This window comes from Methylobacterium sp. WL120, from assembly GCF_008039465.1.
In the GTDB taxonomy this organism is placed as follows: Bacteria; Pseudomonadota; Alphaproteobacteria; order Rhizobiales; family Beijerinckiaceae; genus Methylobacterium; species Methylobacterium cerastii.
Window position 1 is genome coordinate 1 of sequence record NZ_VRUT01000050.1, and the last position, 22892, is coordinate 22892.

Genomic DNA, 22892 nt, shown 5'->3' on the forward strand with positions numbered 1-22892 from the left:
TCACGCCGCCACCGGTAGTACGTCACCGAACTCACACCGAGCGCGCGGATTGCATCGGCCACGCTCTGGCCCTGTGAGATCAGCACGTCCGCCTGACGGAGCTTCGCGACGATCTCCTCGGGCTTCGGGTGTTTTGCCATCTCGTCCGTCCTCCAGGCTCAAAAGCCATACCAAAGGGCGGACCACTTCAATGGGGGCTGACCAACCCGAGGCGAGAGCGGCCGGATCGTTCTGACCGTCCTTGGCATGGTCAGTCAGATGGAACGGCGCTTCATCCTCGAACGTCAACGCGAGGGTATCGAGGCTGCCAAGGCGAAGGGTGTCTATACGGGCGGTAAGCGTCGGCTGGACCGGGACAAGGTTCTTGCGATGAAGGCGGCTGGTGATGGTCCTGCGGCGATTGCGAAGGCTCTCGGCTGTTCCCGCATGCAGGTGTATCGGATCATCGGAGGCGAAAGCGCACCACAGTCTCAATGAGCGTGGATGCAATGAAAGCGGAAAGCCGAAGCGAGGGCTGATCTGAATCCCTCGCTTCGGCTCACTTCTCACTTCGCCTTGGCAGCAATGCCCTTCAAGCCGGCATCGTACACGCCAGCGATGGCCTCCTTCGCCTTATCGTCGGGGGCGCCCTTAGCTTTGAACGAGCCGGTCCAGGTGACCTTGGAACCGCTACCTTCCTTCTCGACCATAATCGTGGACTTGTAGTCTTCCACCGGTAACGGTCCAGACATGATCGTGTAGGTATAGCTCATCTTCTTATCGTCGCGGGCTTGCTCTTGCTCGACGAGAAGTCCACCACCCTTGAGGTGGAGGGTTCGTTGTTCCTTTCCGCCGTTCTTAGACAAGGCGCACGTCTCAACGACCGGGTGCCAACCGCCGATCCCACAGAAGCCACCAATGGTCTTCCACACCGCATCAGGTGAAGCCGCGACCATGGTGGTCTTCGTCACTTCCAGCGCGAAAACAGGAGTGATAGAGACCGCGACCAGAGCCGCGGCAGAGATAATAGTTTTGCGCATCTAGCGTTTCCTCACAAGGCTTCTTTGACGCGGATAAACACGCCGAAGATTAAGCTAGCGCGCGATCTAAACTTTACCATATGCATCGCGTATACGGATGCGATTCAATCCCGAGCAAAATGCGCCCTTAAACGCGGAGCGTATCACTTTCATGTGTGGCTATCGGAATGAAGGCGGCCGGTGATGGCCCGGCGGCGATTGCAAAAGCCCTCGGCTGTTCCCGGATGCAGTTCTATCGAATCAATAGAGGGAACACCGCTTATTGATCACCGTGAGCGTCAGGCTGAGGGTATGCCTAGGTCGAGACCGAAAGAGCATTGAAGAGTGGCAAACCAACGATCGACGCTGACCGTGCGAGGAAACTTGCGGCGTCGGACATGGGTGGAACGGCCATCGCCCGGGCACTGAACGTATCTCGGGCTTCGGTCTATCGCCTTCTCAATCCTAGTGCCGGGGAAGCCACACTACGCACCCCGGTTGAGCCTATGTAACGGCCAAGCTACAACAACCTCTGGTTGGTTAAGCATACGTTAGGAGGCCGCTGTGGAACCGTCGGAATGTTGCACGTTTCGTATCATTGCGGCCTCTGTTGTCGGTAGCATCATCTGTGCAATCTTCCTATGGTATCGATCGCCCGTATTCGCGATTTTACTAGTACCGGTAGCTGGATCATTGATGGCAGTAGGGGCAATGCTCTTGTTCCAATCAGTTCGTCCGTTCGTATCGAAAGAACCAATCGGGCTGGATGTCAGATCTGACTACTTTATTCGACGACTTGGATTCCGTTGATCTAAAATATTACATAATATCTTTGATAAACTCATTGATGCTGTCACGACTGACATAATCGTGGACTTGCCTTGTCGTTGGCAGTTTACCAACGTGGTCGTGTCGCGGGACCACCGCATTTCGAACTCGATGGACCACCAACGATCTTCGACTCGCCCGGCCGACGGGATGACTACGCTCTCACGACCATAGCGGCGGTTGCAGGCATATAGAGCGTCATCAGTGGCCCTCTGCGCTCACGTAGAGTCCGCCGATCGTCGCCCACTGTGAGGTTTGCAGTGGCATCAGGTCCGCCTGATGATACCGGCCTTGGAATAGGCGAACCTTTGACGCCGGACCCGCCGGACACCTGATGGCACTGCCTCGTCAGAACCAGGGTATCGTTTGATACTTAGGCATTGTTCAGACTACGTCTACGAGGTCTTATCAGGCTTCTGTGTCGCGCACACGAGAGATAGCGGGGCACTTGAGAGCCGCATGTTATCTCCGTCAAGTGTCGTCGTCCTGTCTGCCTCCGCTCGCAAAACTGACATTACTGTTGCTCGACCTTCCGGGTTTTCGATCGCAAGCCAGAGAGTAAGTAGTTCGTTGGTCTCTTGGATTTGATGCGAAACTAGACCGCAAAAGACCTCGGTAGGACAGTCCAAAGCCTGAGCGAGCCGTTTGAGTGTGGCTTTGGTCTGCCTCAGTCCACCGGATGTCGTATCGTCGGTCGCCATCACCGCCCCCAGGTTGCGCACAACCCATCCTAACGGAGCGGTTGGTCACAATCAAATCACGTCGGAGTGCTCGGTGTTGCCTAAATGCCCCGCATGGCGGCAGAGCCATCAGTTATTACTCTGGCGGGACTGGCGAAACAGGAAACGGGCAGGACTGTGAAAAAGATAAATAAGCTCAACGCGATAGCTGATCTTTACCTCAGAGCGCACGAGATTATCGAGCAACACGGCACGCCCGAAATGCGGTCTCTCATGCGCCTTCTGTTGTTTCAGATCGGTCAAGAACTTGCCCGCCACGAGGCCGGATCGTAGATCACACTCGACTATGGCCGAGGTGCCGCCGTTGGAAGGCGAATATGCCAACTCACGCCAGCCTTTCGAACTTCTCTTGGGAGGTCTGCGAAGGGTCGGAAGCGGAAGTAAGTCAATCGCCCGAAGGCGGACTTTCCCAGGTTCCGAAGAACGTTCAAATGCTCCCCAAAAGGGCCGGAACCGTCTATAAGATTTTAATCACCAAGTAACGCATATTACCGAACAAATATCAGATTCTTAAATCGTGAGTTATTTCGCTTCAACAACTATTCTTATATTAACACCACAGGGCCGATCTGTAAGCGCCGCACTCATCACCCTTGATTTTCCTCCTCGGGCTCGGCGCTGTCCTTATCTTGGTCGAGGGTAGGCTTGAAGAAATCTACTACCGGCACCCCGATTGTCGAAGCAATCCGCTGCAACGTTAAAAGTGTCCGCGCGCGTTCCTCCGCCCCTACGGCTTTCTTCGGTAATCTTGACCGGAATATCCGGCCATCATCATCATCGCGTTGGCCCATCGTAACTTCGCCATTGCCCCGAGCCTTTTGATAGGTAGGATGGATTGGACGCGGGGGATAGAAAATAATGCTGTGGGGCGCCCGCTGGCGATGGATCAAAAGGGCATATGCCAAAAAGGTTTCAAACTGAGGCCGTTCAAGTCCCCTCAATGCTCTTCGCCCCTGTCGCGATCGGCCGTTGGGAGGATGATGTTGAGGCGAATCTTATCCGAGGCGATGCCGTCATGGCTCACCTATTCGGTCTGCCGCCGGAAGAAATGGCCGATGGCATTACGCTATCTCAAATGCTGTCTATGTTTCATCCGGATGATCGTGACGCAGACACCGCCCACCGACGCCGCGTCCGAGAAGATGGAGGCGCTTTCGCTTGGGAGCACCGCGTTGTGACTCCGGCAGGAGAGGTTCGTTGGATACTGGCTAGAGGTCAGTTCGTTCGGGACGCAAACGGTCGAGTTCGCGGGAGTGGCGTCGTAATCGACATGACCGATACGCGCGTTCACGATACTGGCCCTGGATCGGCAGCATTTCTCGCTGCGGACGGGGGAGGGCCGCCTTTGGAGCGTATGGCCGACCGGATTGTGGACGCCTGGGAAATGTCCGGCGGCGTTGGCTCTGACGATTGGGATCGACTTCGTCCGCTATTCGAGAACCTGTTATTTGAGTTGGGTCGCCAAATCGCCGCAACATTGCCTGATGATTCAGAAATCCTGACTGATAAACTAAGTGGGCATGGGATACATTGATATATTCTTAGATGAGTTAAAGCCAATCCTAACTTCTGCACACTGTAGCGACTAGTTGCGTCAATCTATCTCCACCTCGTTGTCTGTGGTATAATCATGACCGGAGACAACAAAAATGGACAAAGATGGATTTAACCCGGCGTTTGCAGTTTTCGGATCGCATAGCAGAAACAAGGGCCGCACTAGTATAACGCATCCTATTCGAATCGACGCGATATTTGCCGGTAAGGGTCTCGGGAATATCGGTATAACGTTCTGTCCGGGGAAGGTTCAGGCCGACGCTGCAACCGGATCATGGGCGCGCGACCTCCGAACCGACTTGGAAGCGATATCAGAGTGGGGAGCGAGCACGGTTGTCTCCCTCATTGAGACTCCCGAGATCGAAACGTTGCAGGTCGAGGCAATCGGTGAGGAATGCCGGCGGCTTGGCCTGACGTGGATTCACCTGCCGATCCCGGACGTTTCGACCCCTACAGAAGCGTTCGAAGCATCGTGGGTGACGGTCGGTGAGGGCCTACGCTCCGTCCTGCGCAACGGCTTCTCCATTACGGTGTTCTGTAAAGGCGGTTTGGGACGTTCCGGCACCATCGCGGCGAGACTTCTAACCGAGCTAGGTGCCGATCCTGCCGAAGCCATCAGGATCGTTCGTGAGGCTCGTCCAGGCGCGATCGAGACCGAGGCCCAGGAACAGCACATTTTACGGCGACGGAAAATACCCGAACGGAGCCCGGCCACGACGATCGATGCCATACGCGACCGTGCTCTTGGTGCACTGGTTGGCCTCGCGATCGGTGACGCAACAGGGACGACGATCGAGTTTTCCAGACGCGACACCTATCCTCCGATGACGGACATGGTCGGCGGCGGTCCGTTCAACCTCAAGGCCGGGCAGTGGACGGATGATACCTCCATGGCGCTCTGCCTCGCGGACAGTCTGATTGCCTGCGACGGGATCGATGAACGCGATCTTCTCGAACGGTTCTGCCGCTGGTTCGAGGACGGTGAGAACTCCTGCACCGGCACCTGTTTCGATATCGGAAACGCAACGGTTTCAAGCCTCCGTGCATACCGCGAGACGGGCGATATCCATGCTGCGTCCGCAGACCCTCGCAACGGAGGAAACGGTTCGATCATGCGCCTTGCCCCGGTGGCCATCCGCTACTGGAATGATCCGGAGAAGCTTCGGGATGCGGCACGTCGGCAGTCCGCTACCACACATCCCGCTGCCGAGCCCTGTGACGGGTCCGAGGCCCTTGCGGTGATCCTTGCGCGGGCGATTCAGGGAAAGCCCCTCAGTGAGGTCCTGAACGCACACCAAGGCCCATACACTGAGAAGGTTCAAAGGATCGCGGACGGTTCATGGCGAGGCAAGCACCGCGACGATATCCGATCCAGCGGGTATGTGGTCGATACGCTTGAAGCTTCGATCTGGGCGGTAGCGGCCTCAGCCGGCAGCTTCGAGGAAACCGTTCTGCGGGCCGTGAACCTCGGTGACGACAGCGACAGCGTAGGAGCCGTTACCGGATCGATTGCAGGGGCCATCTACGGTTGGTCGGGCATCCCAGAACGGTGGCGGAAAACACTTGTCTGGAATGTCTACATCGAGGCCCTGGGGAACGACCTTTTCGAGGGAAGCCTACGATGATCGAGAATGATGCCGAAATCCGTAGGACGGTGCTCGCTCGTGATGCCTTTCGTCGGGAAGCTCATCTGCCACCGCTGAACATCGAAGAAGAGGTCAGTAAAGGTTGCAAGCTCGCAGCAAGCAAGGCCGCGAGTGAGCTTTATGATGAACAGTGCCAAAGGTATGCCTCTGACCGTCAACGTATCCGAGACGAGATTATTGCGGAGATGAGATCAGGTGGAAACTTGACCTTCCCTAACGGTTGGGCGGGAAACTATCATTTATCTACCCTCGTCGAAAAACGCTTCCAATCCTTCTTGCTGAACGGTGTTGGTGACGCGAAGTGAAGTCACTTTACCCGGCACCACGAAAAATGTCGGATTATGATCACCCGTAGAAATGCCAAACAAGACTAGTTTTATGTTATGTACCCCGCATCGCCACGTGTTCTGGAAACGTGGCGATGCTCGTTAGTTTAATATGTTTCAGACTTTACTTGTTCGCCCACCGTTTCAGAGTCGTAATGAGTCGGTCAGCTTGCTTCCGCCTATCAATCGGACTGTTTGATGACAGAGCAGCCTCATGTAGCTTCTCTGTGACCATTCCCACTGGCAACCGCAGCTTGGTAAGGGAATGATACAACGACAGAAGCCCATCATGCCCCTCACCAGGAAAGACACCGATCCGATACCACTCAGTCATAGCTCGCTCGACACCACTAAGTTGATCACTACCAATCGAAGTGTCGTCCGAACCAAGTTCTGAGTATATAGTGGCATCGAAGTCCATACTATCATAGTCACAGATAAGGTTCGACAGCCAAGCATCAACGTCGATGGCTTCCCGATCATCAGCCTTGTGTTCTACGAAGAAGCTGTCCTTTACGTTCTTGGCCTGACAGGGAAGAGCGAATAGCGCACATGGATTTGGTCGGTGATCGATACCATGATGAGGTTGATTGCCAAGCCCGCTCGTTCTCACCGCCTCTATTGAACCTCGACAATACGCTTTCGATTCAAGGATGCAGACAATCTCTGAGTAGATTGCGCGATATTCCTGATCGTGCATAGGCCGATTGGTTGGAATATAGAGCCGATACCGAGGTTTCATCGCCGTATGTGAGAAGGTGTTATAGGCGACAACGTGAAGCTGCGGGAACTCGTCAGCAAAGTCTTCATGCCTCATCGTTCCGTTCTCGACATCAAGCCACATACCTCTCACAAACTCAACATTGTCATTTCCTCTGTTTGTTGTATCGGACTTACTGACGGAAAACATGGCACCGCTGACACATGGGATTTCGTTTTTGTTCCCATATTCGTTCTTGTGGTGGTTCCTGAGATAAGGAACGAACTGATTATCCGTGCAACAAATCGCTCTTGGTTCGGTACCATAATAGTTGATGAACTCAGATGCACGGAATCTTTGGACGAAATGGCTTATAGTCTTTATAGTGGTTTCGTCCGTCTTGTCATGAAAGGTTACTTCGTCAAGAATGTTCTCTTTCAGGTCAAGGGCGAAGCCCGCGCTCCGCGCATGATCATTCTTGATACGGGCTGCTGATTTCTTTCTTCGTTCCTTATCATTCGCATGTTTCCGTGGCCTACCAACCGCCTTCATCACTGGTTGGGTTAGTCCGAGCGAATGAACACGGGAACCAGGAAACAGATCACTCAACCAGTCAGCGGTCTCTTTCGATGCAACAACCCATGTTTTTGCTTCATGACTTTCATCATCGCGGATAGAAGTACGGCATATTGATTGATATATCGCGTGATTGGTGAAGGCACGGAACTGATCATTTAGACCGAACCTACAGAACTCATCAAGAAAGTTCCCGGCGTCAGATGTTGGATTGTTCGCGGTGATGACCACAGCATGGTGAATATGACGGAACATGTTAAGTCCGTGAGACACGCCTTTGATCAAATGACTTCCAGCAACCTGATTAAGGAGACTCATCAGCTTCACATCATTGTTCTCGACTCGAACGAACTCCTTTGAGCCCATCAGTTTCTCGGTAGCGACGATAAGGGGATTTGTCTTAGGGCATCCAAGAGCGTTACGTGTTTTCTTCGAATATTTCCGATCATAACCGTAGTAGATATCGATCGTATCATTGTGAGGATGTTTCAGGTCTGGAATGTTGCCTTCCTGAGACTTGATGCGGCCCCACCTAACGCCTTCCCGCTCCCACCAATGATACTGAAATGTCTCCTCAAATCTCGCGGCAGCTATCGTAACACTCGCGAACCCGTCCATGATCCGCGGCGAAAGCACAGAATACACGCACAGCTTACCGGTCTGGCTACGACGCTTGATCAACTCATCATGCGTCTTGTTTACCACATAACTATCATAGTAGGGAGATATCAGTCGGCCGGCTAGACTTTGGACTTGCTTGAAAACCTCGTCTTTCCCGACGTTCGTGGCAATCTCCTTCAATCGCCCAATGTTGATAGGTTCAACGCACCCGTATTTCCCAGAACGGTCCACCACCTTAATGTGATCGGTGATGATACTATGATAGTTTGGGAGGGTTTCCCCAAAGTAGTCGAACGCATTTAGGTTTTCGTCAATATACACATTCCAGCGTTCCGGGCGGTAAAAGAACGGGATTTTGAGAAAGGTTGAATGCGTGATTAGTACGATAACGCCACCAAGGTCTGCGTTATTCAAGTAGGCAATCAGTCGAAGCATTACCCTATGGTCGCTACCATCCCTCGAATGGAATCGGAGTACGCTTACCTGAGGATGTTCACGGCTGATGCTATCGAAGGTCTCGTCGATCAAGTCGGTAGTGGGTTGAACGATAAGGCACTTCTGGCCGTTCAGTGCCATTTTCGATGTCTGTTCGATAATGGCGGTTGTCTTGCCACCTCCGGCTCGACGCGAATCAAAGCGGAAACGTCGCTCTACCGGCCCCTGTTCGGCACCCGCCGGCGTACAATCCTCGCTAAAGTGATCATGGAATACATAAGTCATAGTGTTGTCTGATGCTCATTTTATACACAAGCTCCTTGATTTCAGCCAACCGCGATTGCGTGAAGCATTATGCCACACACATGGATTGGGATTCTTGGATTGTGTAAGGACGTTTCAGTTGGCAACGTTCGCCGCAACCAACAATCCTAATATCTCTCATGATGTAAGTCCTGTCAATATTAACTTAGTTTGGAACCGACTTGCCGATATGACACATCTGATTGACTGGAAAACTCGTTATTATAGTTCGCCCAACATTCGCCCGGGGGTTTTCGGAGCTCTATGAAACGCCCGATTCGCGGTGATTGGGAAGGGCGCGGAACAATGATAGTGAGACCTGAGAAAATGGTCGATTAGGTCCCATTGACGGATACATCAGACTCTCATACAAACGGTCAAGCAAGTCGTCCTTAAGTCGTTGTTTTAGCTTGCAAGTGGATAGTATTCGGGAGTTCGATCCTCTCCACCGGCACCAGCCTGGCGCTCTGCGCAGCATCATCGTCCGCGACAAGACCGCGGTCGCCGCGTGCCCGCATCACCGCACCGACCGACCGCGGTCATCACGCGATATCCCACCGCGTACCGGCGCGCATAAGCTGACAAAGCGGCAGGCGCGGCGGCCCGCAACTCATGCCGCGCGCAGCGTCGCGAGGAAGCGGGTCACCTCCGCGCCGAGGTGGTCGGAATGGCGCGACAGCGCGGAGGCCGACGCGAACACCTGGGACGCCGGGCCCCCGTCTCCTCGGCGGCGCCCGCCACGCCGGCGATGTTGCTGGTGACCTCGCTCGTCCCCACCGAGGCCTGGGTGACGTTGCGCACGATCTCCTGGGTCGCCGCGCCCTGCTCCTCGACGGCCGCGGCGATCGTGGTCGCCATGGCGCTCATGTCGCGGATGCGCACCGCGATCCCGTCGATCGCCGTAACCCGTGGCCGACTGGATCTGCGCGATCTGCCCGGCGATCTCGTGGGTCGCCCGCGCCGTCTGGCTCGCCAGCTCCTTGACCTCGGCGGCCACCACGGCGAAGCAGCGGCCGGCTTCGCCGGCCCGCGCCGCCTCGATCGTGGCGTTCAGCGCCAGGAGGTTGGTCTGCCCGGCGATGCCGGAGATCAGCCCGACCACGTCGTCGATCTAGGCCGCGGCCCAGGTCAGGGCCTGGACGAGCTGCGCCGTCTCGTCGGCTTCGCCCATGGCCGCCTGCGCCAAGCTCGCCGAGCCCTGCACCTGCCGGCCGATCTCCTGGACGGAGGCACCGAGCTCTTCCGCGGCCATCGCGCCGACTTCGTCTCGGCGGCCCGCACCGGGCACCGTCAGGCCGACGTCGCCCTAGGCCAGGCGGCCCATCATGGCGGTCACGCCCGTGATCGGGCGGGCGATGCCGGCATGCGGCGGCGGCAGGGCGCCGGCCGCCGAGGACCGCAGACAGGCTCTCAGGACCGTCCCGGCGTCAGCTCTAATCGGACTCGACCGAGAATCGCTTCATCATCTCGGCGCGGACGTGTTCGCGGAAGACCCGCACCCGTGCCGGCAACTCCCGCCCCGCGAGGCTCACCGCGCGCAACGCGCCCCCCGCGGTCGCCCAGGGCGCGAGCACCCGCACGAGCGTTCCGCTCTCGAGGGCGCGCGCCGCCACCGCGCTCGGCAGGTGGCCGATGCCCGCCCCCTCCTGCGTCAGCCGGAAGACCGCGGCGAAATCGCTCGCCCGGATGGCGGGGTCGAGCGAGACCTGCTCGATCCGGCCGTTCCCGTCGTTGAGCAGGAAGCCCGTCGCGCCCGGCCGCTCCCGGGACAGGATCAGGTCGTGCTCCGCGAGCGCCGCGAGGTCCGCCGGCGCTGGATGCCGTGCGAGGTAGTCCGGGGACGCGTAGAGCCCGATCCAGAGGTTGACGATCAGCGCGGCCCGGTATCCGCTCTCCTCCGCGTCGCCGAAGCGCAGGGCGAGGTCGATCCGGTTGGCTGCAAGGTCGAGGCGCGCGTCGGTGTTGATCAGGTCGATGGTGATCTGCGGGTAGGCCCTGCGAAAACTGGTGAGGATTCCCGGCATGAGCTCGATGCCGAAGTCGACCGCGGTCGTCACGCGCAGGTGTCCGGCCGGGACGGTGCGGGCGTCGCGCGCGGTCTCGGCCGCGTCGTCGAGGAGCGCAAGGCTCTCCTGCGCCTTGGCGTAGAACGCGACGCCCTCGGCCGTCGGCGTCACGGCGCGAGGGTGCCGGGCCATCAGGGTGGCGCCGAGCGCCGCCTCCAGCCGCGAGATGCGCCGGCTGACGCTTCCCTTGGTCTCGCTCCGGCTGGCCGCCGCCGCCGTCACCGTGCCGAGGTCGATGACCGCGCAGAAGGCGCGCAGGTCGTCGAGGCGACCGCCGAAGGTTTCCGTTCTCGCAACCATGTAGTGCCGGATAGCAGGCTCAACCCCGGCCGCCAACGGGGCTAGGTGCAGGGTCAGTCGCGGGGGCGCTCGGCCCGGCCGTCGTGGTGGCGAGCCCCCGTCCACACCAAGGAGAAGTCCCTTGAAGTCCTTCCTCGTTTCCGGCCTCGCCCTCGCCCTGTTCGCGGGCACGCCGGCCCTGGCCCAGGCCACCCGCGACCCGGCCCAGATCCAGGCCGGCACCTACGCGGTCGATCCCGGCCACACCCAGGTCGGCTGGCGGGTGTCGCACATGGGCTTCTCGAACTACGCCGGCGGCTTCTCGGACGTCTCCGGCAGCCTCACGCTCGACCCGAAGAACCCGGCCGCCTCGAAGCTCTCGATCAAGGTCCCGGTCGCCTCGGTGACGACGACCAGCGCCAAGCTCACCGGCGAGCTCAAGGGCGACCAGTGGCTCGACGCCGGCAAGTACCCCGACATGACCTTCGTCTCCACCAAGGTCGCGCCGGCCGGCAAGGACCACGCGAAGGTGACGGGCGACCTGACGCTCCACGGCGTGACCAAGCCGGTGACCCTCGACGTGACCTTGGTCGGCGCCGGCGCCAACCCGCTCAGCAAGAAATACACGGTCGGCTTCGAGGCGACGGGGACGCTCAAGCGCTCCGAGTTCGGCGTGAAGACCTACGTGCCGCTGATCGGCGACGAGCTCCACCTGACCATCGCCGGCGCCTTCGAGCGTCAGGACTGACCGGTTCACAGGAGGATGGCCATGGCCCCCGTCGAGACGGCGCGACGCTACACGCTCGTGGCCATCCTTCTGCACTGGACGAGCGCCCTCTGCGTGCTCGTCCTGATCGGCCTGGGCCTGACCATGACCCATGCGGCGCTGGCGCCGATGCGCCAGTTCCAGCTCTATCAATGGCACAAGTCGGTCGGCGTCACGGTGCTGGCGCTGACGGTGCTGCGCGTCATCTGGCGCCTGTCGCACCGGCCGCCGGCGCACCCGGCCGCCATGCCGCCGCGGGAGCGTCGCGCGGCCTCGGCCGCCCACGGCCTGCTCTACCTGCTGCTGGTCGGGCTGCCCCTGACCGGCTGGGGCGTGGTCTCGCTCTCCCCGTTCAACATCCCGACCGTGCTGTACGGCTTCGTGCCGTGGCCGCACCTGCCGCTGGAGACGCTGGTCCCGGACCAGGCCGCGGCGGAAGGCGCCCTGAAGCAGGTGCACGCCTACGGGGCGTGGCTGCTGACGGCGCTCTTGATCCTGCATGTGGCGGCGGCGCTGCGTCACCACCTCGTCCTGCGCGATGACGTCCTGCGCCGCATGCTGCCGGCCCGCACGCCGCCGGCCCCGTCCGAATCCCTGGGATCGCCCCGATGACCCTGCGTCACCTCCTCCTCGCCGCAGCCCTGCTGGGCGGCCCGGTTCCGGCTGTCGCCGCCGAGTGGGCCGTCGATCCCGCCAAGAGCACCATCACGTTCGCGGGCGTGCAGGTCGGCGCCCCGTTCACCGGCCGCTTCGAGCGCTTCGACGCCAAGATCGCTTTCGACCCCGCCCAGCCGGAGGCCGGGCATGCGGTGGTGCTGGTCGACCTCGCCAGCGCGCGGACCGGCGACGTCCAGCGCGACGCGGCCCTGCCGCAGAAGGACTGGTTCGACGTGAAGAGCGCGACCCAGGCCCGCTTCGAGGCGACCCGGTTCGTCGACAAGGGCCACGGCGACTACGAGGCGGTCGGCACGCTGACGATCCGGGACAAAAGCCGGCCGCTGACGCTGCCCTTCCACCTGACGCTCGACAACGGGCAGGCGCACGCCACCGGCCATGTCGGCCTCGTCCGCACCGAGTTCGGCGTCGGCCAGGGCGCGTGGGCCTCGGGCCAATGGGTCGCGCTGGAGGTCGGCGTCGACGTGGACCTCGTCGCCGCGACCAAGCCGGGCCCCTGAACCACGGCCCCCGCGGGACGCCTGCGACGACCGGGGCCGGCGCACCGCGACGCGTCCTCACGCCGAGACCGCAGCGGAATCCGGCGCTGAAAGGATACGGACATGGCAAACATCGTCGGCGCGACGCGGCCACCCGTCGAGGGGACCGGCTCGCTGCTCGACACGGCGCCCTACCGTGTCGGAAGCGTCGCCCTCGTCGTCCGCGACCTCGACGCCCTCGCCGGCTTCTACCGCGAGGTCGTCGGCCTGACGACGGTCTCGCAGGAGGCCGACGTCGTGCGCCTCGGCGTCGGCGCGACGGTGCTGCTCGAACTCCGGCGCGACGCGGCGGCCCGCCCCTGGAACCCCGGGGAGGCGGGCCTCTACCACACGGCCTTCCTGCTGCCGAGCCGGGGGCACCTCGGCGCGTGGCTCGCGCATGCGAGGGAGCGCGGCGTCCGCCTGTCGGGGGCGTCCGACCATGTCGTCAGCGAAGCCGTCTACCTCGACGACCCGGAGGGCAACGGCATCGAGGTCTACGCCGACCGCCCGAGTTCGGCCTGGCCGAAGGAGCCGGACGGCTCGATCGTCCTGCGGAGGGACCGGCTCGATGTCGCCGCGCTCACCCAGGCCGCGTCGGGACCCTGGGCCGGCATGCCGCCGGGCGGGCGGGTCGGGCACGTCCACCTGCAGGTGGGAGAGATCGAGCCGGCGGACCGCTTCTACGCCGGGCTGCTCGGGTTCGACGTGATGATCCGCTACCCGGGCGCGACCTTCCTCGGCGCGGGCGGCTACCACCACCAGCTCGCGACGAACGTCTGGCAAAGCCGGGGCGCGCGCGAACGGCCCGCCGCCATGGCCGGCCTGGCCGAGGTGGTCCTGCTGGCCGACGCCCCGACGCTGGCGGCGGTCCGCGACCGCTGCCGGGACGCCGGCCTGACGCCGGACGAGGAAGACGGCGCGCTCGTGCTTCAGGACCCTTGGGGGACCCGATTCCGCCTGGTGCCGCAGGCGGGCGTTTTTCGCGAGAGCGAGCCGACGCGCATCCCGGCATCCTAGGGGCGACGCGGGAGCGACCCAGCTGCACGGACGGATGTCGGATCGCCACTCACGTGCGAACCTTGCGGATTGTAGCCTTCGCGACGGCCGGTCCGCCGGGTTGGTCGGAAGTCCGAACGATCGCTCGAAAGCCCTGTCCTCACCACTCCGACGCCATCGCGGGGATGGTTTCGGCGAGGAACGCGACCCAGGCCCGGGTCTTGGCGGCCGGGCGGCGGGTGGGGTGGGTCAAGGCCTGCACCCAGCCGAGATCCATGGTCGGCACGTCGAGGTCGATCTCGACCAGCGCGCCCCGCGACAGCTCGGCCGCGGCGACGAAGCGCGGCCCGTAGACGAGGCCCTGGCCGGCCGCCGCGGCGCGGACCAGCGCCTCCCCGTTGTTGGCGTGCATGCTGCCGCGCACCGGGACGACGACCTCCCCGCCGCGCCCGAAGCTCCAGGTCGAGGTGCCGGCCTGCGAGACGATGGTGTAGCCCAGGCAATCGTGAGCGGTGAGGTCCGCGAGGATCCGGGGCGTCCCCCGTTCGCGCAGGTAGCCGGGTGCGCCGCACAGCGCGATCCGCATCGGCGCGAGCTTGCGCGCGACCAGGCTGCTGTCGACGAGCCGGCCGATGCGCACCGCCACGTCCCACTTCTCCTCGAGCAAATCGACGTAGCGGTCGGTGAAGCCGAACTCGACCGTCACCCGCGGATGGCGCGCATGGAAGGCGGGTAGCAGCGGCGCGAGGTGGAGGACGCCGAAGGTCGCGGGCGCGCTCACCCGCAGCAGCCCCTCGACCTCCAGGGCGCGCGAAGCCGCCTCGCCCTCCGCCTCGCCGATCTCGGCCAGGATGCGCTCGGTCCGTTCCAGGTAGGCGGCGCCGGCCTCGGTCGGCGAGACCCGCCGCGTCGTGCGATGGACCAGCGCGGTCCCCAGCCGCGCCTCCAGCGCATCGATGTGCTTCGTCGCCATGGCCGCGGACATGCGCAGCTCGCGCGCGGCGGCCGAGATGCCGCCGAGGCGGACCACGCGGACGAACACCTCCATGCCGGTCAGACGATCGGCCACGACCTCGTACTCCTGGTGCGAGCAGATCGTCATACAATGTCGATTATCGTATCGGACGGCAAGGTCCATATCCCGGCTTGCGACAGGCGGCGCCCCCGAACCGGGCCTCCTCCCGGATGACCTCCGCCGACGCCGGACCCGCGTCCGATCCAACTGATCCAAGACGGAGTACACCCATGACCATCGCCGTGACCGGTGCCACCGGCAAGCTCGGGCGCCTCGTGATCGAGCGCCTGAAGGCCGAGGTTCCCGCCGACGCCGTCGTCGCGCTCGTCCGCTCGCCCGACAAGGCGGCCGGCCTCGGCGTCGCCGCCCGCGCCTTCGACTACGCCAAGCCCGACACGATGGCCGCCGCCCTGGAGGGCGTGGAGACGCTGCTGCTGATCTCGTCGAGCGAGGTCGGCCAGCGCGCCGTGCAGCACCGCAACGTCATCGAGGCCGCCAAGCGGGCCGGCGTCGGGCGCATCGTCTACACCAGCATCCTGCACGCGGACCGCTCGCCGATCAGCCTGGCCGAGGAGCATCGCGCGACCGAGGCGGATCTGGCCGCGTCCGGCATCCCCGCCACGATCCTGCGCAACGGCTGGTACGTCGAGAACTACACCGCCTCGGTCCCGCCGGCGCTCGCCAACGGCGCCTTCGTCGGCAGCGCCGGCGACGGCAAGCTGTCCCTGGCGTCACGCGCCGACTACGCCGACGCCGCGGTCGCGGTGTTGACCGGCCAGGGTCATGAAGGCCGCACCTACGAGCTCGCCGGCGACGACGCCGTGACGCTTTCCGATCTCGCCGCCGAGCTGTCGAAGGCGGCCGGGCGCGCGATCCCCTACCAGAACCTGCCGCAGGACACCTATGCCGGCATCCTCAAGGGCGCCGGCATCCCCGACGCCTTCGCCGAAGGGCTCGCCGCCTGGGACGTCGACGCCTCGCAGGGCGCGTTGTTCGACGACGGCCGCCAGCTCTCCCGGCTGATCGGCCGCCCGACCACCCCGCTGGCACAGGCGGTCCGCGACGCCCTGCCGGCCGCCTGAAGAAGGAAAACGTTTCGATGAAGACCATCACCTGTGGCGGCGCGCTCGGCCTCGACGGGCTCTCGATCGTCGACGGCCTCGATCCCGGCGCGCCCGGGGCCGGCGAGGTGCGCGTGCGCATCCACGCCAGCTCGCTCAACTTCCACGACCTCGCCGTCGTCACCGGGCGCATGAAGACCGCCCCCGGGCGCGTGCCGATGTCCGACGGCGCCGGGATCGTCGAGGCCGTGGGCGCGGGCGTCGCCGACCTGTCGGTGGGGGACCGCGTCGTCTCGACGTTCTTCGCGCACTGGATCGACGGCGAGCCCACAATCGCCGACTTCTCGACCACGCCGGGTGACGGCGTGGACGGCTACGCCCGCGAGGTCGTGGTCGCGCCGGCCAGCGGCTTCACCCGCGCGCCAGCCGGCTACAGCCACGCGGAGGCGGCGACGTTGACCACCGCCGGGCTGACGGCCTGGCGGGCGCTGGTGGCGAACGGCGGTCTCAAGGCGGGCGACAGCGTGCTGGTGCTCGGCACCGGCGGCGTGTCGATCTTCGCGCTCCAGATCGCCAAGGCGATGGGGGCGACCGTCATCGCCACCTCGTCCTCCGACGCGAAGCTGGAACGCGCCCGCGGGCTCGGGGCGGACCACCTCGTCAACTATCGCACCCGGCCCGACTGGGGCATGGCGGTGCGCGACCTGACCGGCGGGCGCGGCGTCGATCACGTGGTCGAGGTCGGCGGTGCCGGCACCCTCGCCGAGTCGATCGTGGCGGCACGGGTCGGCGGCCACATCGCGCTGATCGGCGTGCTCACCGGGCCGGCCGGCCCGGTGCCGACCGCGGCGCTGATGGCACGCCAGCAGAGGCTTCAGGGCCTGATCGTCGGCAGCCGCCGCCTCCAGCAGCAGATGATCCGCGGCCTGGAGGCGACGGGCCTGCGTCCGGTGATCGACCGCAGCTTCGCGCTGGACGACATCGCCGAAGCCTTCCGCCTGCAGCAGGCCGGCGGTCACTTCGGCAAGATCGCCCTCGAATATTGATCGCGCGGAAGAGACGGCCTCCGCTTCGATCGCGCGGAGGCCGTGTCACACCTCCGGCACCGGATACCGGCTCAGGTCCGGCTCCTTGGAGCGGCCGGCGGTGAAGCGTGCAACCAGGCGGCGGGCGGGCTTGGTGCTCGCGATGCGCAGGGCGCCGTGGAGCAGGCGGATGCCGAGGCGGGTGTTCGGGTTCATCAGCTTCGGCGCGATCTTGGGCACGCCCTGCCCGTCCTCGACCATCGGGCGCATCGCGCGCTCGTAGGCGGCGAAGGCCGCGGCGACGTCGTCGGCGGCGGCCAGCTCCGCGGCGAGGACGTAGGCGCCGGTGACGGCCAGCGTCGTGCCGATGCCGGCGAGCGGCGTGGCGCACCAGGCCGCGTCTCCGGTGACCGCCACGCGGCCGCCGGACCACCGCGGCATCCGCACCTGGCGCAGCACGTCGAAGTAGAAGTCCGCGGTGGCGTCGAGGCCGGACAGGACGCGCGCGGCCTGCCAGCCGGCGTCGGCGAAGCGTTCGCGCAGGTAGGCCTTCTGCCGGGCGGCGTCCCAATCCTGCTCGCCGCCCGGGGTCTGGCGCAGGGTCAGCATCGCGCGGGTGGTGCCGTGCTGGTCGGGACGCAGCGAGATGCCGCGCCCGCCCGGCGCGTTGAACCAGCGCCACATCCGGTCGTCGCCCGCGATGCGCGGGATGGTGAAGTAGGCGATGGTCAGGTCCATCCAGCGCGGGTCGGCCTCGCCGGGGAAGACCAGTTCGCGCGTGCTCGAGCCGACGCCCTCGGCGATCAGGACCGCGTCGTAGCGCGCGCTCGCCCCGCTCGCGAAGCCCGCCGTCACGGCGTCGGCCGCGTCGTCGATGCGGGTCACGCGGTCGCCGAAGCGGTAGGTCGCGCGCTGCCGGGCGGGCTCGTAGAGGAGCCGCGCGAGGTCGCCGCGCAGGATCTCCATCTCCGCGGTGGGGCCGTCGCCGAGGCTCGGATCCATCCGGAAGGCCGCGACCGCCCGGCCCTGCCGGTCGACCCAGGCGGTGCCCTCCTCGCCGGTGCCCTGCGCGAGGGCAGCCTGCTCCAGGCCCATGCGGCGCAGGACCGCGCGCCCGACCCCGCGGACGTCGACGTTCTGGCCGCCGTCCCGGAAGTCCGGCGCCCGCTCGACGACGGTGACGTCGAAGCCGGAGCGCCCCAGCCACCACGCCGCGGTGTTGCCGGCGACGCTGGCGCCGGTGATCAGGATGCGGCGGGGCATGCGGGGCTCATGGTGGACGGATCAGGGCCCCGCCGCGCCGGCGCGGTTGACCGCCCGCCGCAGGGTGCGGGACAGGTCCTCCACCGAGTAGGGCTTCTTCAGGAGCGGGAAGCCGTGGGTGCCCTGCTCGGCGATGACGTGGCTGTAGCCGGAGGCGAGCACGACCGGCAGGCCGGCTTGGCGGTGGCGGATCTCCCGCGCCATGTCGATGCCGTTCATCCCCGGCATCACCACGTCGGAGAACACCACGTCGAAGCGCGGGGACGCGGAGATCACCGTCAGGGCCTCCTCCGCGCTCATCGCCCACACGGTCTCGTAGCCGAGCTCGCGCAGGGCCTGGGTGGCGAAGGAGCCGACCTCCTGGTTGTCCTCGACCACGAGGACGCGGGTGCCGTGCCCGTCGGCCAGGGGCTCGGGCTCGCCGTCGTCCTCGGCCGCCACCGAGCGCCCGACCTCGCGGGGCAGGTACAGGGTGAAGGTCGTGCCCTCGCCCAGCGTGCTCTCGACCACGACCTCGCCGCCCGACTGCTTGGCGAAGCCGAACACCTGCGACAGGCCGAGCCCGGTGCCCTGGCCGACGCCCTTGGTGGTGTAGAAGGGCTCGAAGATCCGGTCGAGGTCGGCGGTCGCGATGCCGGTGCCGGTGTCGCGGACCGAGACGGCGACGAAGTCGCCGGCGACGCGGGGATGGGCGCGCACCGCCGGGATGGCGGAGGCGCGGCGGACGTTGATGTCGAGGCGGCCCTCCCCGTCCATCGCGTCCCGGGCGTTGATGGCCATGTTGACCAGCGCGGTGTCGAACTGGCTCGGGTCGGCGTCGATCAGGTAGGGCACCTCGTTGCCGCGCCCGTCGCGGTTGGCGGCGACGTCGGTGACCACGCGGATGCGGGCGCCGGTGAGCGTGCCGACCATGTCGGCGACCGAGGCGACGCTGCGGCCGACGTCGAACACCTCCGGGGTCAGGGACTGGCGCCGGGCGAAGGCGAGCAGCTGCCCGGTGAGCTTGGCGGCGCGGGTGACCGTGTCGGAGATCGCGCCGATGTACCGCTGGCGGCGCTCCTCCGGCAGGTCGGGGCGCTTGAGCAGGTCGGTCGAGGACCGGATCACCGTCAGCAGGTTGTTGAAGTCGTGCGCGACGCCGCCGGTGAGCTGGCCGACCGCCTCGAGCTTCTGCGACTGGCGCAGCTGCTCCTCCAGGGCGCGGCGCTCGGTGACGTCGCGGCCGGCGGCGTAGAAGTGGTCCTCCTGCGGGATCGCGTTCCACGACACCCAGCGGTAGCCGCCGTCGGCGGTGAGCATGCGCACGTCGAGGCTGTCCAGCACCTGGCCGGCGCGCAGCTGCTCGAAGGCGACGGAGGCGGCCGCCTTGTCCTCGGGGTGGACGTAGTCGCTGAACGAGGTGCGCACGAGCTCGAAGGCGGACCAGCCCAGCATCCCGTTCCAGGCCGGGTTGACCGAGCGGTAGAGGCCGTCGAAGCCGCAGACCACGAGGAGGTCGCGGCTGGCCCGCCAGACCAGGTCGCGCTCCGTGGTCCGGTCGCGGGCGGTGTCGCGCAGGACGCTCTCGGCCTTCTGCCGGTCGGTCACGTCGTTGAACAGCAGGGCGACGCGGTGCTGCACGGGATCGCCGATGCGCAGGGCCTGGACCTCGAACCAGCGGCCGAGCGCGACGACCCCGCTCTCGAAGCGGACGGCCCGGCCGGTCAGGGCGACCTTTCCGTAGGTGTCGAGCCAGCTCCGCTCGAGGTCGGGCACCACCTCGCTCACCCACTTGCCGACCACGTCGTCGAGGCCGGTGTGGCGCGAGAAGGCGGGGTTGGCCTCGACGAAGCGGTAGTCGACCGCGCGGCCGTCGGCGTCGAACCGCAGCTCGATCACGCAGAAGCCGGCGTCGAGCGCGTTGAACAGGGTGCGGTAGCGCGCCTCGCTCTCGGCGAGCATGCCCTCCTCGGTGCGGAACCGGGTGACGTCGAGCTGGCTCGCGAAGAAGTAGCGCAGGTGGCCCTCGGGGGTGAAGACCGGGCTGACGTAGAGCTCGTTGCGGAAGGTCGAGCCGTCGCGGCGGTAGTTCAGGATCTCGACGACCACGTCGCGCCGCGCGGCGATGGCGTCGCGCACCTTGGCGATGTCGGACGGGTCGGTGTCCGGCCCCTGCAGGAAGCGGCAGTTGCGGCCGATCAGCTCCTCGGCCGAGTAGCCGCACAGGACCTGGAACGCCCGGTTGGCGAACACGATCGGGTTGTCCGGCAGGTTCGGGTCGGTGACGATCTGCGGCATGCGGGTCTTCTCCGCCGCCGTGAACAGCAGGTCGACGTCCGCCCCGGAGGTGCGCTGGCCCTCCTGCGGCAGGCGCACATGCGCGGCGTTGCGCCCGCGCAGGCGCGCGACTTCGGCCTCGAGTCTCCGGTTCTCGCTGCGCAGGCGCTCGATCTCGTCGTCCATGCCGTCCATTTCCAGGGACATGTTCCGGGAGGCTCGCCGCCCCAGGACACCCGTTCGCGAACGGTCCGCGGCGACGGCGGAGCGCCCGTCCGGACGCCCGTGATGCCGCCGGCCTTCATGCGTCAGGCGATCGCCTCCGGTCAACGCGGGGGGCGCAGGGGGCATCGCGGACGGTCGCCGCAGGCCGATCCCGAGCGGTCGGAAACCGATGCCCGGCCTCCACGCCGGACCATCCGAGAAGGAGCAGGAAGCCTTGGCACCCGGCGTCGGATTTCCATCGCCGGACGCTGCGACGCAGCGAACGATCATCCCCTGTTGGAACGCGATCGGGCCGAAGGTGTTTTAAGTCCCATACGCATCACGACAGGAGAACTCGAATGCGCAAGCTCGCACTCGCTTCCACCGCGCTGCTCGGCCTCGGCCTGCTGGCGTCGGCGCCCGCCGAGGCCCGCGGCTGGGGTTACGGCGGCGGCTACGGTCACGGCGGCTACGGCTATCGCGGCGTCGGCTTCCGCGGCGGCTACGGCGGATACCGTGGCTACGGCGGATACGGACGCGGCTACGGCTACCGCCGCGGCATCGGCCCGGGCGCGGCCATCGGCCTCGGCATCGCCGGCCTCGCAGCCGGCGCGATCGTCGCGAATTCCTACGGCGGCTATGGTGGTTACGGCGGATACGGCTACGGCCGCCCGGTCGGCTATTACGGCGGCTACGGCTATGCGCCGGCCTACGGTTACGCCCCGGCCTACGGCTACGGCTACCCGGCCTACGGATACTGACGAACGGACGCGCGGGCGGGCATCGTCCGTCCGCAGCGGTTCATCGATCGAGGGCGCCCGACGCGAGTCGGGCGCCCTCCTTCGTGTTCGGTCGCGAGGTGAGCGCGGCGCGGCCGCCGGCCCGTCACCGGGCCGGGACCGCCATCCGGAAATGCAGCCCGGCGGCGTCGATGGTGCGCTCGAAGCGGCCGGCGAGGCTGCGCTCGATCGTCTGCTTGAGAAGGCGCGAGCCGAACCCGGTGCCGTCGGCCTTGGTGGTCCCGGACGCCGCGCCGGCCTCGGTCCAGTCGAGCGTCAGCACGTCGTCGGCGAACCGCGCCACGAGGTCGAGGGTGCCGCCGCCCGCCAGCGCGCCGTACTTGGCGGAGTTGGTGGCGAGCTCGTGGAAGATCATCGCGTAGTCGTTGACCTTGTCGCGCGGCGCCACGACCGCGTCCGCCACGTCCACGGTGATGTCGGCGCCGCGCAGGTACGGCGCCAGGATGCGCTCGGCGAGGTCGCGCAGGCGCACGTCGCCCTGGTCGGCCCCACTGGCGCGCATCGCCAGGGCGGTCGCCTCGTGCAGCACGCCGAAGCGCTGCGACAGGTCCTCGGCGAAGTTCGGCGTCGAGGTCGCCTCCCTTGCGACGATGGCGGTGAGCGCGCGGGCGACCGTGAACATGTTCGAGACGCGGTGGGCGAGCTCGGCGGTCAGCAGCCGCTCGGCCTCCTCGGCCCGCTTGCGGTCGGTGATGTCGAGGAAGATGGCCTGGACCCATTCGCCGACCCGGCCGGCCTCGCCGCCGACGCCGCGCGCCGAGATCCAGCGCGCGTCGGCGCCCTCGCCGATGCGGAAGTCGAAGCTGTAGGCGTGCGGGTCGACGGCGCTCGCCGCCCAATCGCGCATCATCGCCGGGCGGTCCTCGGCGTTCACCCGCGCGAACAGCGCGTCGATGCCGACCACCGGCTCCGTCGTCTCCCAGAACGCGCGGCAGAGTTCGTCGAGCTGGGCGAGGCGCCGCTCCGGCGACCACGCCCAGAGGCCGACGCCGCCCCGATGGATCGCCGCGGTGAAGCTCGCGAGCGTCCACGCTTCGCCGGTGAGATCCGTGCCCTGCGCCATGCGTCCTTCCGAATCGAGCTGTTCGCATCCTGCCGGAATTCGGCCCGGATGCAGGCGCGGCGCCGTCTCGACGGAAGGGAACTCGGATCCGGCGCCTTTGCTCCGGTCGCGATGTCGCGATGCGGCACCCGCACGAGACCGTCACGCGCGAGGGATGCAGTCGGGCGTCAGCCTT

General features: G+C 65.0%; 19 protein-coding genes and 3 pseudogenes. 11 read left to right on the forward strand and 11 right to left on the reverse strand.

Going from position 1 to position 22892, the window contains the following annotated elements; translation table 11 throughout:
* Window positions 1-140: pseudogene (locus FV229_RS11545) on the reverse strand (IS3 family transposase); the annotation flags it as partial.
* 64 nt (window positions 141-204) lie between these two features.
* On the opposite strand from FV229_RS11545, the pseudogene FV229_RS11550 reads away from it, so the two are divergent.
* Window positions 205-477: pseudogene (locus FV229_RS11550) on the forward strand (recombinase family protein); the annotation flags it as partial.
* 68 nt (window positions 478-545) lie between these two features.
* Here FV229_RS11550 and FV229_RS11555 read toward each other — a convergent pair.
* The 3 genes from FV229_RS11555 to FV229_RS11575 form a co-directional block, all read right to left on the reverse strand.
* Entirely contained in the window at window positions 546-1019 is a 474-nt protein-coding gene (locus FV229_RS11555) for an SRPBCC family protein (RefSeq protein ID WP_147752115.1), read from the reverse strand.
* A gap of 1616 nt (window positions 1020-2635) precedes the next feature.
* Window positions 2636-2824, reverse strand: a complete 189-nt coding sequence (locus tag FV229_RS11570; protein WP_147752118.1) for a hypothetical protein — start codon at window positions 2822-2824, stop codon at window positions 2636-2638.
* Window positions 2825-3153: 329 nt separating this feature from the next.
* Window positions 3154-3357, reverse strand: coding sequence for a hypothetical protein (locus FV229_RS11575; RefSeq protein WP_147752119.1), 204 nt, complete (start codon window positions 3355-3357; stop codon window positions 3154-3156).
* 224 nt (window positions 3358-3581) lie between these two features.
* Here FV229_RS11575 and FV229_RS11580 point away from each other — a divergent pair, with 224 nt between their 5' ends.
* From FV229_RS11580 to FV229_RS11590, 3 genes are all read left to right on the forward strand, one after another.
* A complete protein-coding gene (locus tag FV229_RS11580) occupies window positions 3582-4100 on the forward strand; it encodes a PAS domain-containing protein (protein ID WP_246688150.1) in 519 nt (172 codons plus the stop codon).
* A 115-nt stretch (window positions 4101-4215) separates the two neighbouring features.
* Window positions 4216-5745 (forward strand): ADP-ribosylglycohydrolase family protein, encoded by a 1530-nt coding sequence (locus tag FV229_RS11585; RefSeq protein WP_147752121.1) that lies wholly within the window; start codon window positions 4216-4218, stop codon window positions 5743-5745.
* Window positions 5742-6071, forward strand: a complete 330-nt coding sequence (locus tag FV229_RS11590; protein ID WP_147752122.1) for a hypothetical protein — start codon at window positions 5742-5744, stop codon at window positions 6069-6071. Before FV229_RS11585 ends, FV229_RS11590 begins: the two co-directional genes overlap by 4 nt.
* A gap of 145 nt (window positions 6072-6216) precedes the next feature.
* Here FV229_RS11590 and FV229_RS11595 read toward each other — a convergent pair whose 3' ends face one another.
* The 3 genes and pseudogenes from FV229_RS11595 to FV229_RS11605 all read right to left on the reverse strand — a co-directional run bounded on the left by FV229_RS11595 (window position 6217) and on the right by FV229_RS11605 (window position 11093).
* Window positions 6217-8709 carry a hypothetical protein gene (locus FV229_RS11595; protein WP_147752123.1) on the reverse strand — a complete coding sequence of 831 codons (2493 nt, stop codon included), beginning with the start codon at window positions 8707-8709 and terminating at the stop codon, window positions 6217-6219.
* 628 nt (window positions 8710-9337) lie between these two features.
* Window positions 9338-9982: pseudogene (locus FV229_RS28415) on the reverse strand (methyl-accepting chemotaxis protein); the annotation flags it as partial.
* Window positions 9983-10160: 178 nt separating this feature from the next.
* Complete coding sequence (locus FV229_RS11605) at window positions 10161-11093, reverse strand: LysR family transcriptional regulator (RefSeq protein ID WP_147752124.1); 933 nt, start codon at window positions 11091-11093, stop codon at window positions 10161-10163.
* A 121-nt stretch (window positions 11094-11214) separates the two neighbouring features.
* Here FV229_RS11605 and FV229_RS11610 point away from each other — a divergent pair, with 121 nt between their 5' ends.
* From FV229_RS11610 to FV229_RS11625, 4 genes are all read left to right on the forward strand, one after another.
* Window positions 11215-11820: a YceI family protein gene (locus FV229_RS11610; RefSeq protein ID WP_147752125.1), complete on the forward strand. Its 606-nt coding sequence runs from the start codon at window positions 11215-11217 to the stop codon at window positions 11818-11820.
* A 21-nt stretch (window positions 11821-11841) separates the two neighbouring features.
* The gene (locus tag FV229_RS11615; protein ID WP_147752126.1) at window positions 11842-12450 is read left to right on the forward strand and encodes a cytochrome b; all 609 of its coding nucleotides are present in this window, start codon (window positions 11842-11844) and stop codon (window positions 12448-12450) included.
* Window positions 12447-13013 (forward strand): YceI family protein, encoded by a 567-nt coding sequence (locus tag FV229_RS11620; protein ID WP_147752127.1) that lies wholly within the window; start codon window positions 12447-12449, stop codon window positions 13011-13013. The genes FV229_RS11615 and FV229_RS11620 overlap by 4 nt, the downstream gene beginning before the upstream one ends.
* Window positions 13014-13115: 102 nt before the next feature.
* Window positions 13116-14051, forward strand: a complete 936-nt coding sequence (locus FV229_RS11625; protein ID WP_147752128.1) for a VOC family protein — start codon at window positions 13116-13118, stop codon at window positions 14049-14051.
* A gap of 139 nt (window positions 14052-14190) precedes the next feature.
* Here the strand turns inward: FV229_RS11625 and FV229_RS11630 are convergent, their stop codons facing one another.
* The gene (locus tag FV229_RS11630) at window positions 14191-15099 is read right to left on the reverse strand and encodes a LysR family transcriptional regulator (protein WP_147752129.1); all 909 of its coding nucleotides are present in this window, start codon (window positions 15097-15099) and stop codon (window positions 14191-14193) included.
* Between the two features lie 176 nt (window positions 15100-15275).
* On the opposite strand from FV229_RS11630, the gene FV229_RS11635 reads away from it, so the two are divergent.
* Together FV229_RS11635 and FV229_RS11640 are read left to right on the forward strand one after the other, a co-directional pair.
* Window positions 15276-16127, forward strand: a complete 852-nt coding sequence (locus FV229_RS11635) for an SDR family oxidoreductase (RefSeq protein ID WP_147752130.1) — start codon at window positions 15276-15278, stop codon at window positions 16125-16127.
* 17 nt (window positions 16128-16144) lie between these two features.
* Window positions 16145-17152 carry an NAD(P)-dependent alcohol dehydrogenase gene (locus FV229_RS11640; protein WP_147752131.1) on the forward strand — a complete coding sequence of 336 codons (1008 nt, stop codon included), beginning with the start codon at window positions 16145-16147 and terminating at the stop codon, window positions 17150-17152.
* Window positions 17153-17197: 45 nt separating this feature from the next.
* On the opposite strand, the gene FV229_RS11645 is transcribed toward FV229_RS11640, so the two are convergent.
* Both FV229_RS11645 and FV229_RS11650 read right to left on the reverse strand, forming a co-directional pair.
* A complete protein-coding gene (locus FV229_RS11645; RefSeq protein WP_147752132.1) occupies window positions 17198-18394 on the reverse strand; it encodes an FAD-dependent monooxygenase in 1197 nt (398 codons plus the stop codon).
* Between the two features lie 21 nt (window positions 18395-18415).
* Window positions 18416-20836 carry a PAS domain S-box protein gene (locus FV229_RS11650; protein ID WP_147752143.1) on the reverse strand — a complete coding sequence of 807 codons (2421 nt, stop codon included), beginning with the start codon at window positions 20834-20836 and terminating at the stop codon, window positions 18416-18418.
* 377 nt (window positions 20837-21213) lie between these two features.
* Between FV229_RS11650 and FV229_RS11655 the strand changes: the two genes are divergently transcribed.
* The gene (locus FV229_RS11655) at window positions 21214-21615 is read left to right on the forward strand and encodes a hypothetical protein (protein ID WP_147752133.1); all 402 of its coding nucleotides are present in this window, start codon (window positions 21214-21216) and stop codon (window positions 21613-21615) included.
* A 124-nt stretch (window positions 21616-21739) separates the two neighbouring features.
* Here FV229_RS11655 and FV229_RS11660 read toward each other — a convergent pair whose 3' ends face one another.
* Complete coding sequence (locus FV229_RS11660; RefSeq protein WP_147752134.1) at window positions 21740-22717, reverse strand: HWE histidine kinase domain-containing protein; 978 nt, start codon at window positions 22715-22717, stop codon at window positions 21740-21742.
* Between the last annotated feature and the right edge of the window lie 175 nt (window positions 22718-22892).

What these genes read in the sequence shown, in the direction of transcription:
- FV229_RS11555 (WP_147752115.1), bottom strand. Translation starts at nt 1,019, where the DNA reads ATGCGCAAAACTATTATCTCTGCCGCGGCTCTGGTCGCGGTCTCTATC.
- FV229_RS11575 (WP_147752119.1), bottom strand. Translation starts at nt 3,357, where the DNA reads ATGGGCCAACGCGATGATGATGATGGCCGGATATTCCGGTCAAGATTA.
- FV229_RS11580 (WP_246688150.1), top strand. Translation starts at nt 3,582, where the DNA reads ATGGCTCACCTATTCGGTCTGCCGCCGGAAGAAATGGCCGATGGCATT.
- FV229_RS11585 (WP_147752121.1), top strand. Translation starts at nt 4,216, where the DNA reads ATGGACAAAGATGGATTTAACCCGGCGTTTGCAGTTTTCGGATCGCAT.
- FV229_RS11590 (WP_147752122.1), top strand. Translation starts at nt 5,742, where the DNA reads ATGATCGAGAATGATGCCGAAATCCGTAGGACGGTGCTCGCTCGTGAT.
- FV229_RS11595 (WP_147752123.1), bottom strand. Translation starts at nt 8,709, where the DNA reads ATGACTTATGTATTCCATGATCACTTTAGCGAGGATTGTACGCCGGCG.
- FV229_RS11605 (WP_147752124.1), bottom strand. Translation starts at nt 11,093, where the DNA reads ATGGTTGCGAGAACGGAAACCTTCGGCGGTCGCCTCGACGACCTGCGC.
- FV229_RS11615 (WP_147752126.1), top strand. Translation starts at nt 11,842, where the DNA reads ATGGCCCCCGTCGAGACGGCGCGACGCTACACGCTCGTGGCCATCCTT.
- FV229_RS11620 (WP_147752127.1), top strand. Translation starts at nt 12,447, where the DNA reads ATGACCCTGCGTCACCTCCTCCTCGCCGCAGCCCTGCTGGGCGGCCCG.
- FV229_RS11625 (WP_147752128.1), top strand. Translation starts at nt 13,116, where the DNA reads ATGGCAAACATCGTCGGCGCGACGCGGCCACCCGTCGAGGGGACCGGC.
- FV229_RS11635 (WP_147752130.1), top strand. Translation starts at nt 15,276, where the DNA reads ATGACCATCGCCGTGACCGGTGCCACCGGCAAGCTCGGGCGCCTCGTG.
- FV229_RS11640 (WP_147752131.1), top strand. Translation starts at nt 16,145, where the DNA reads ATGAAGACCATCACCTGTGGCGGCGCGCTCGGCCTCGACGGGCTCTCG.
- FV229_RS11645 (WP_147752132.1), bottom strand. Translation starts at nt 18,394, where the DNA reads ATGCCCCGCCGCATCCTGATCACCGGCGCCAGCGTCGCCGGCAACACC.
- FV229_RS11650 (WP_147752143.1), bottom strand. Translation starts at nt 20,836, where the DNA reads ATGGACGACGAGATCGAGCGCCTGCGCAGCGAGAACCGGAGACTCGAG.
- FV229_RS11655 (WP_147752133.1), top strand. Translation starts at nt 21,214, where the DNA reads ATGCGCAAGCTCGCACTCGCTTCCACCGCGCTGCTCGGCCTCGGCCTG.
- FV229_RS11660 (WP_147752134.1), bottom strand. Translation starts at nt 22,717, where the DNA reads ATGGCGCAGGGCACGGATCTCACCGGCGAAGCGTGGACGCTCGCGAGC.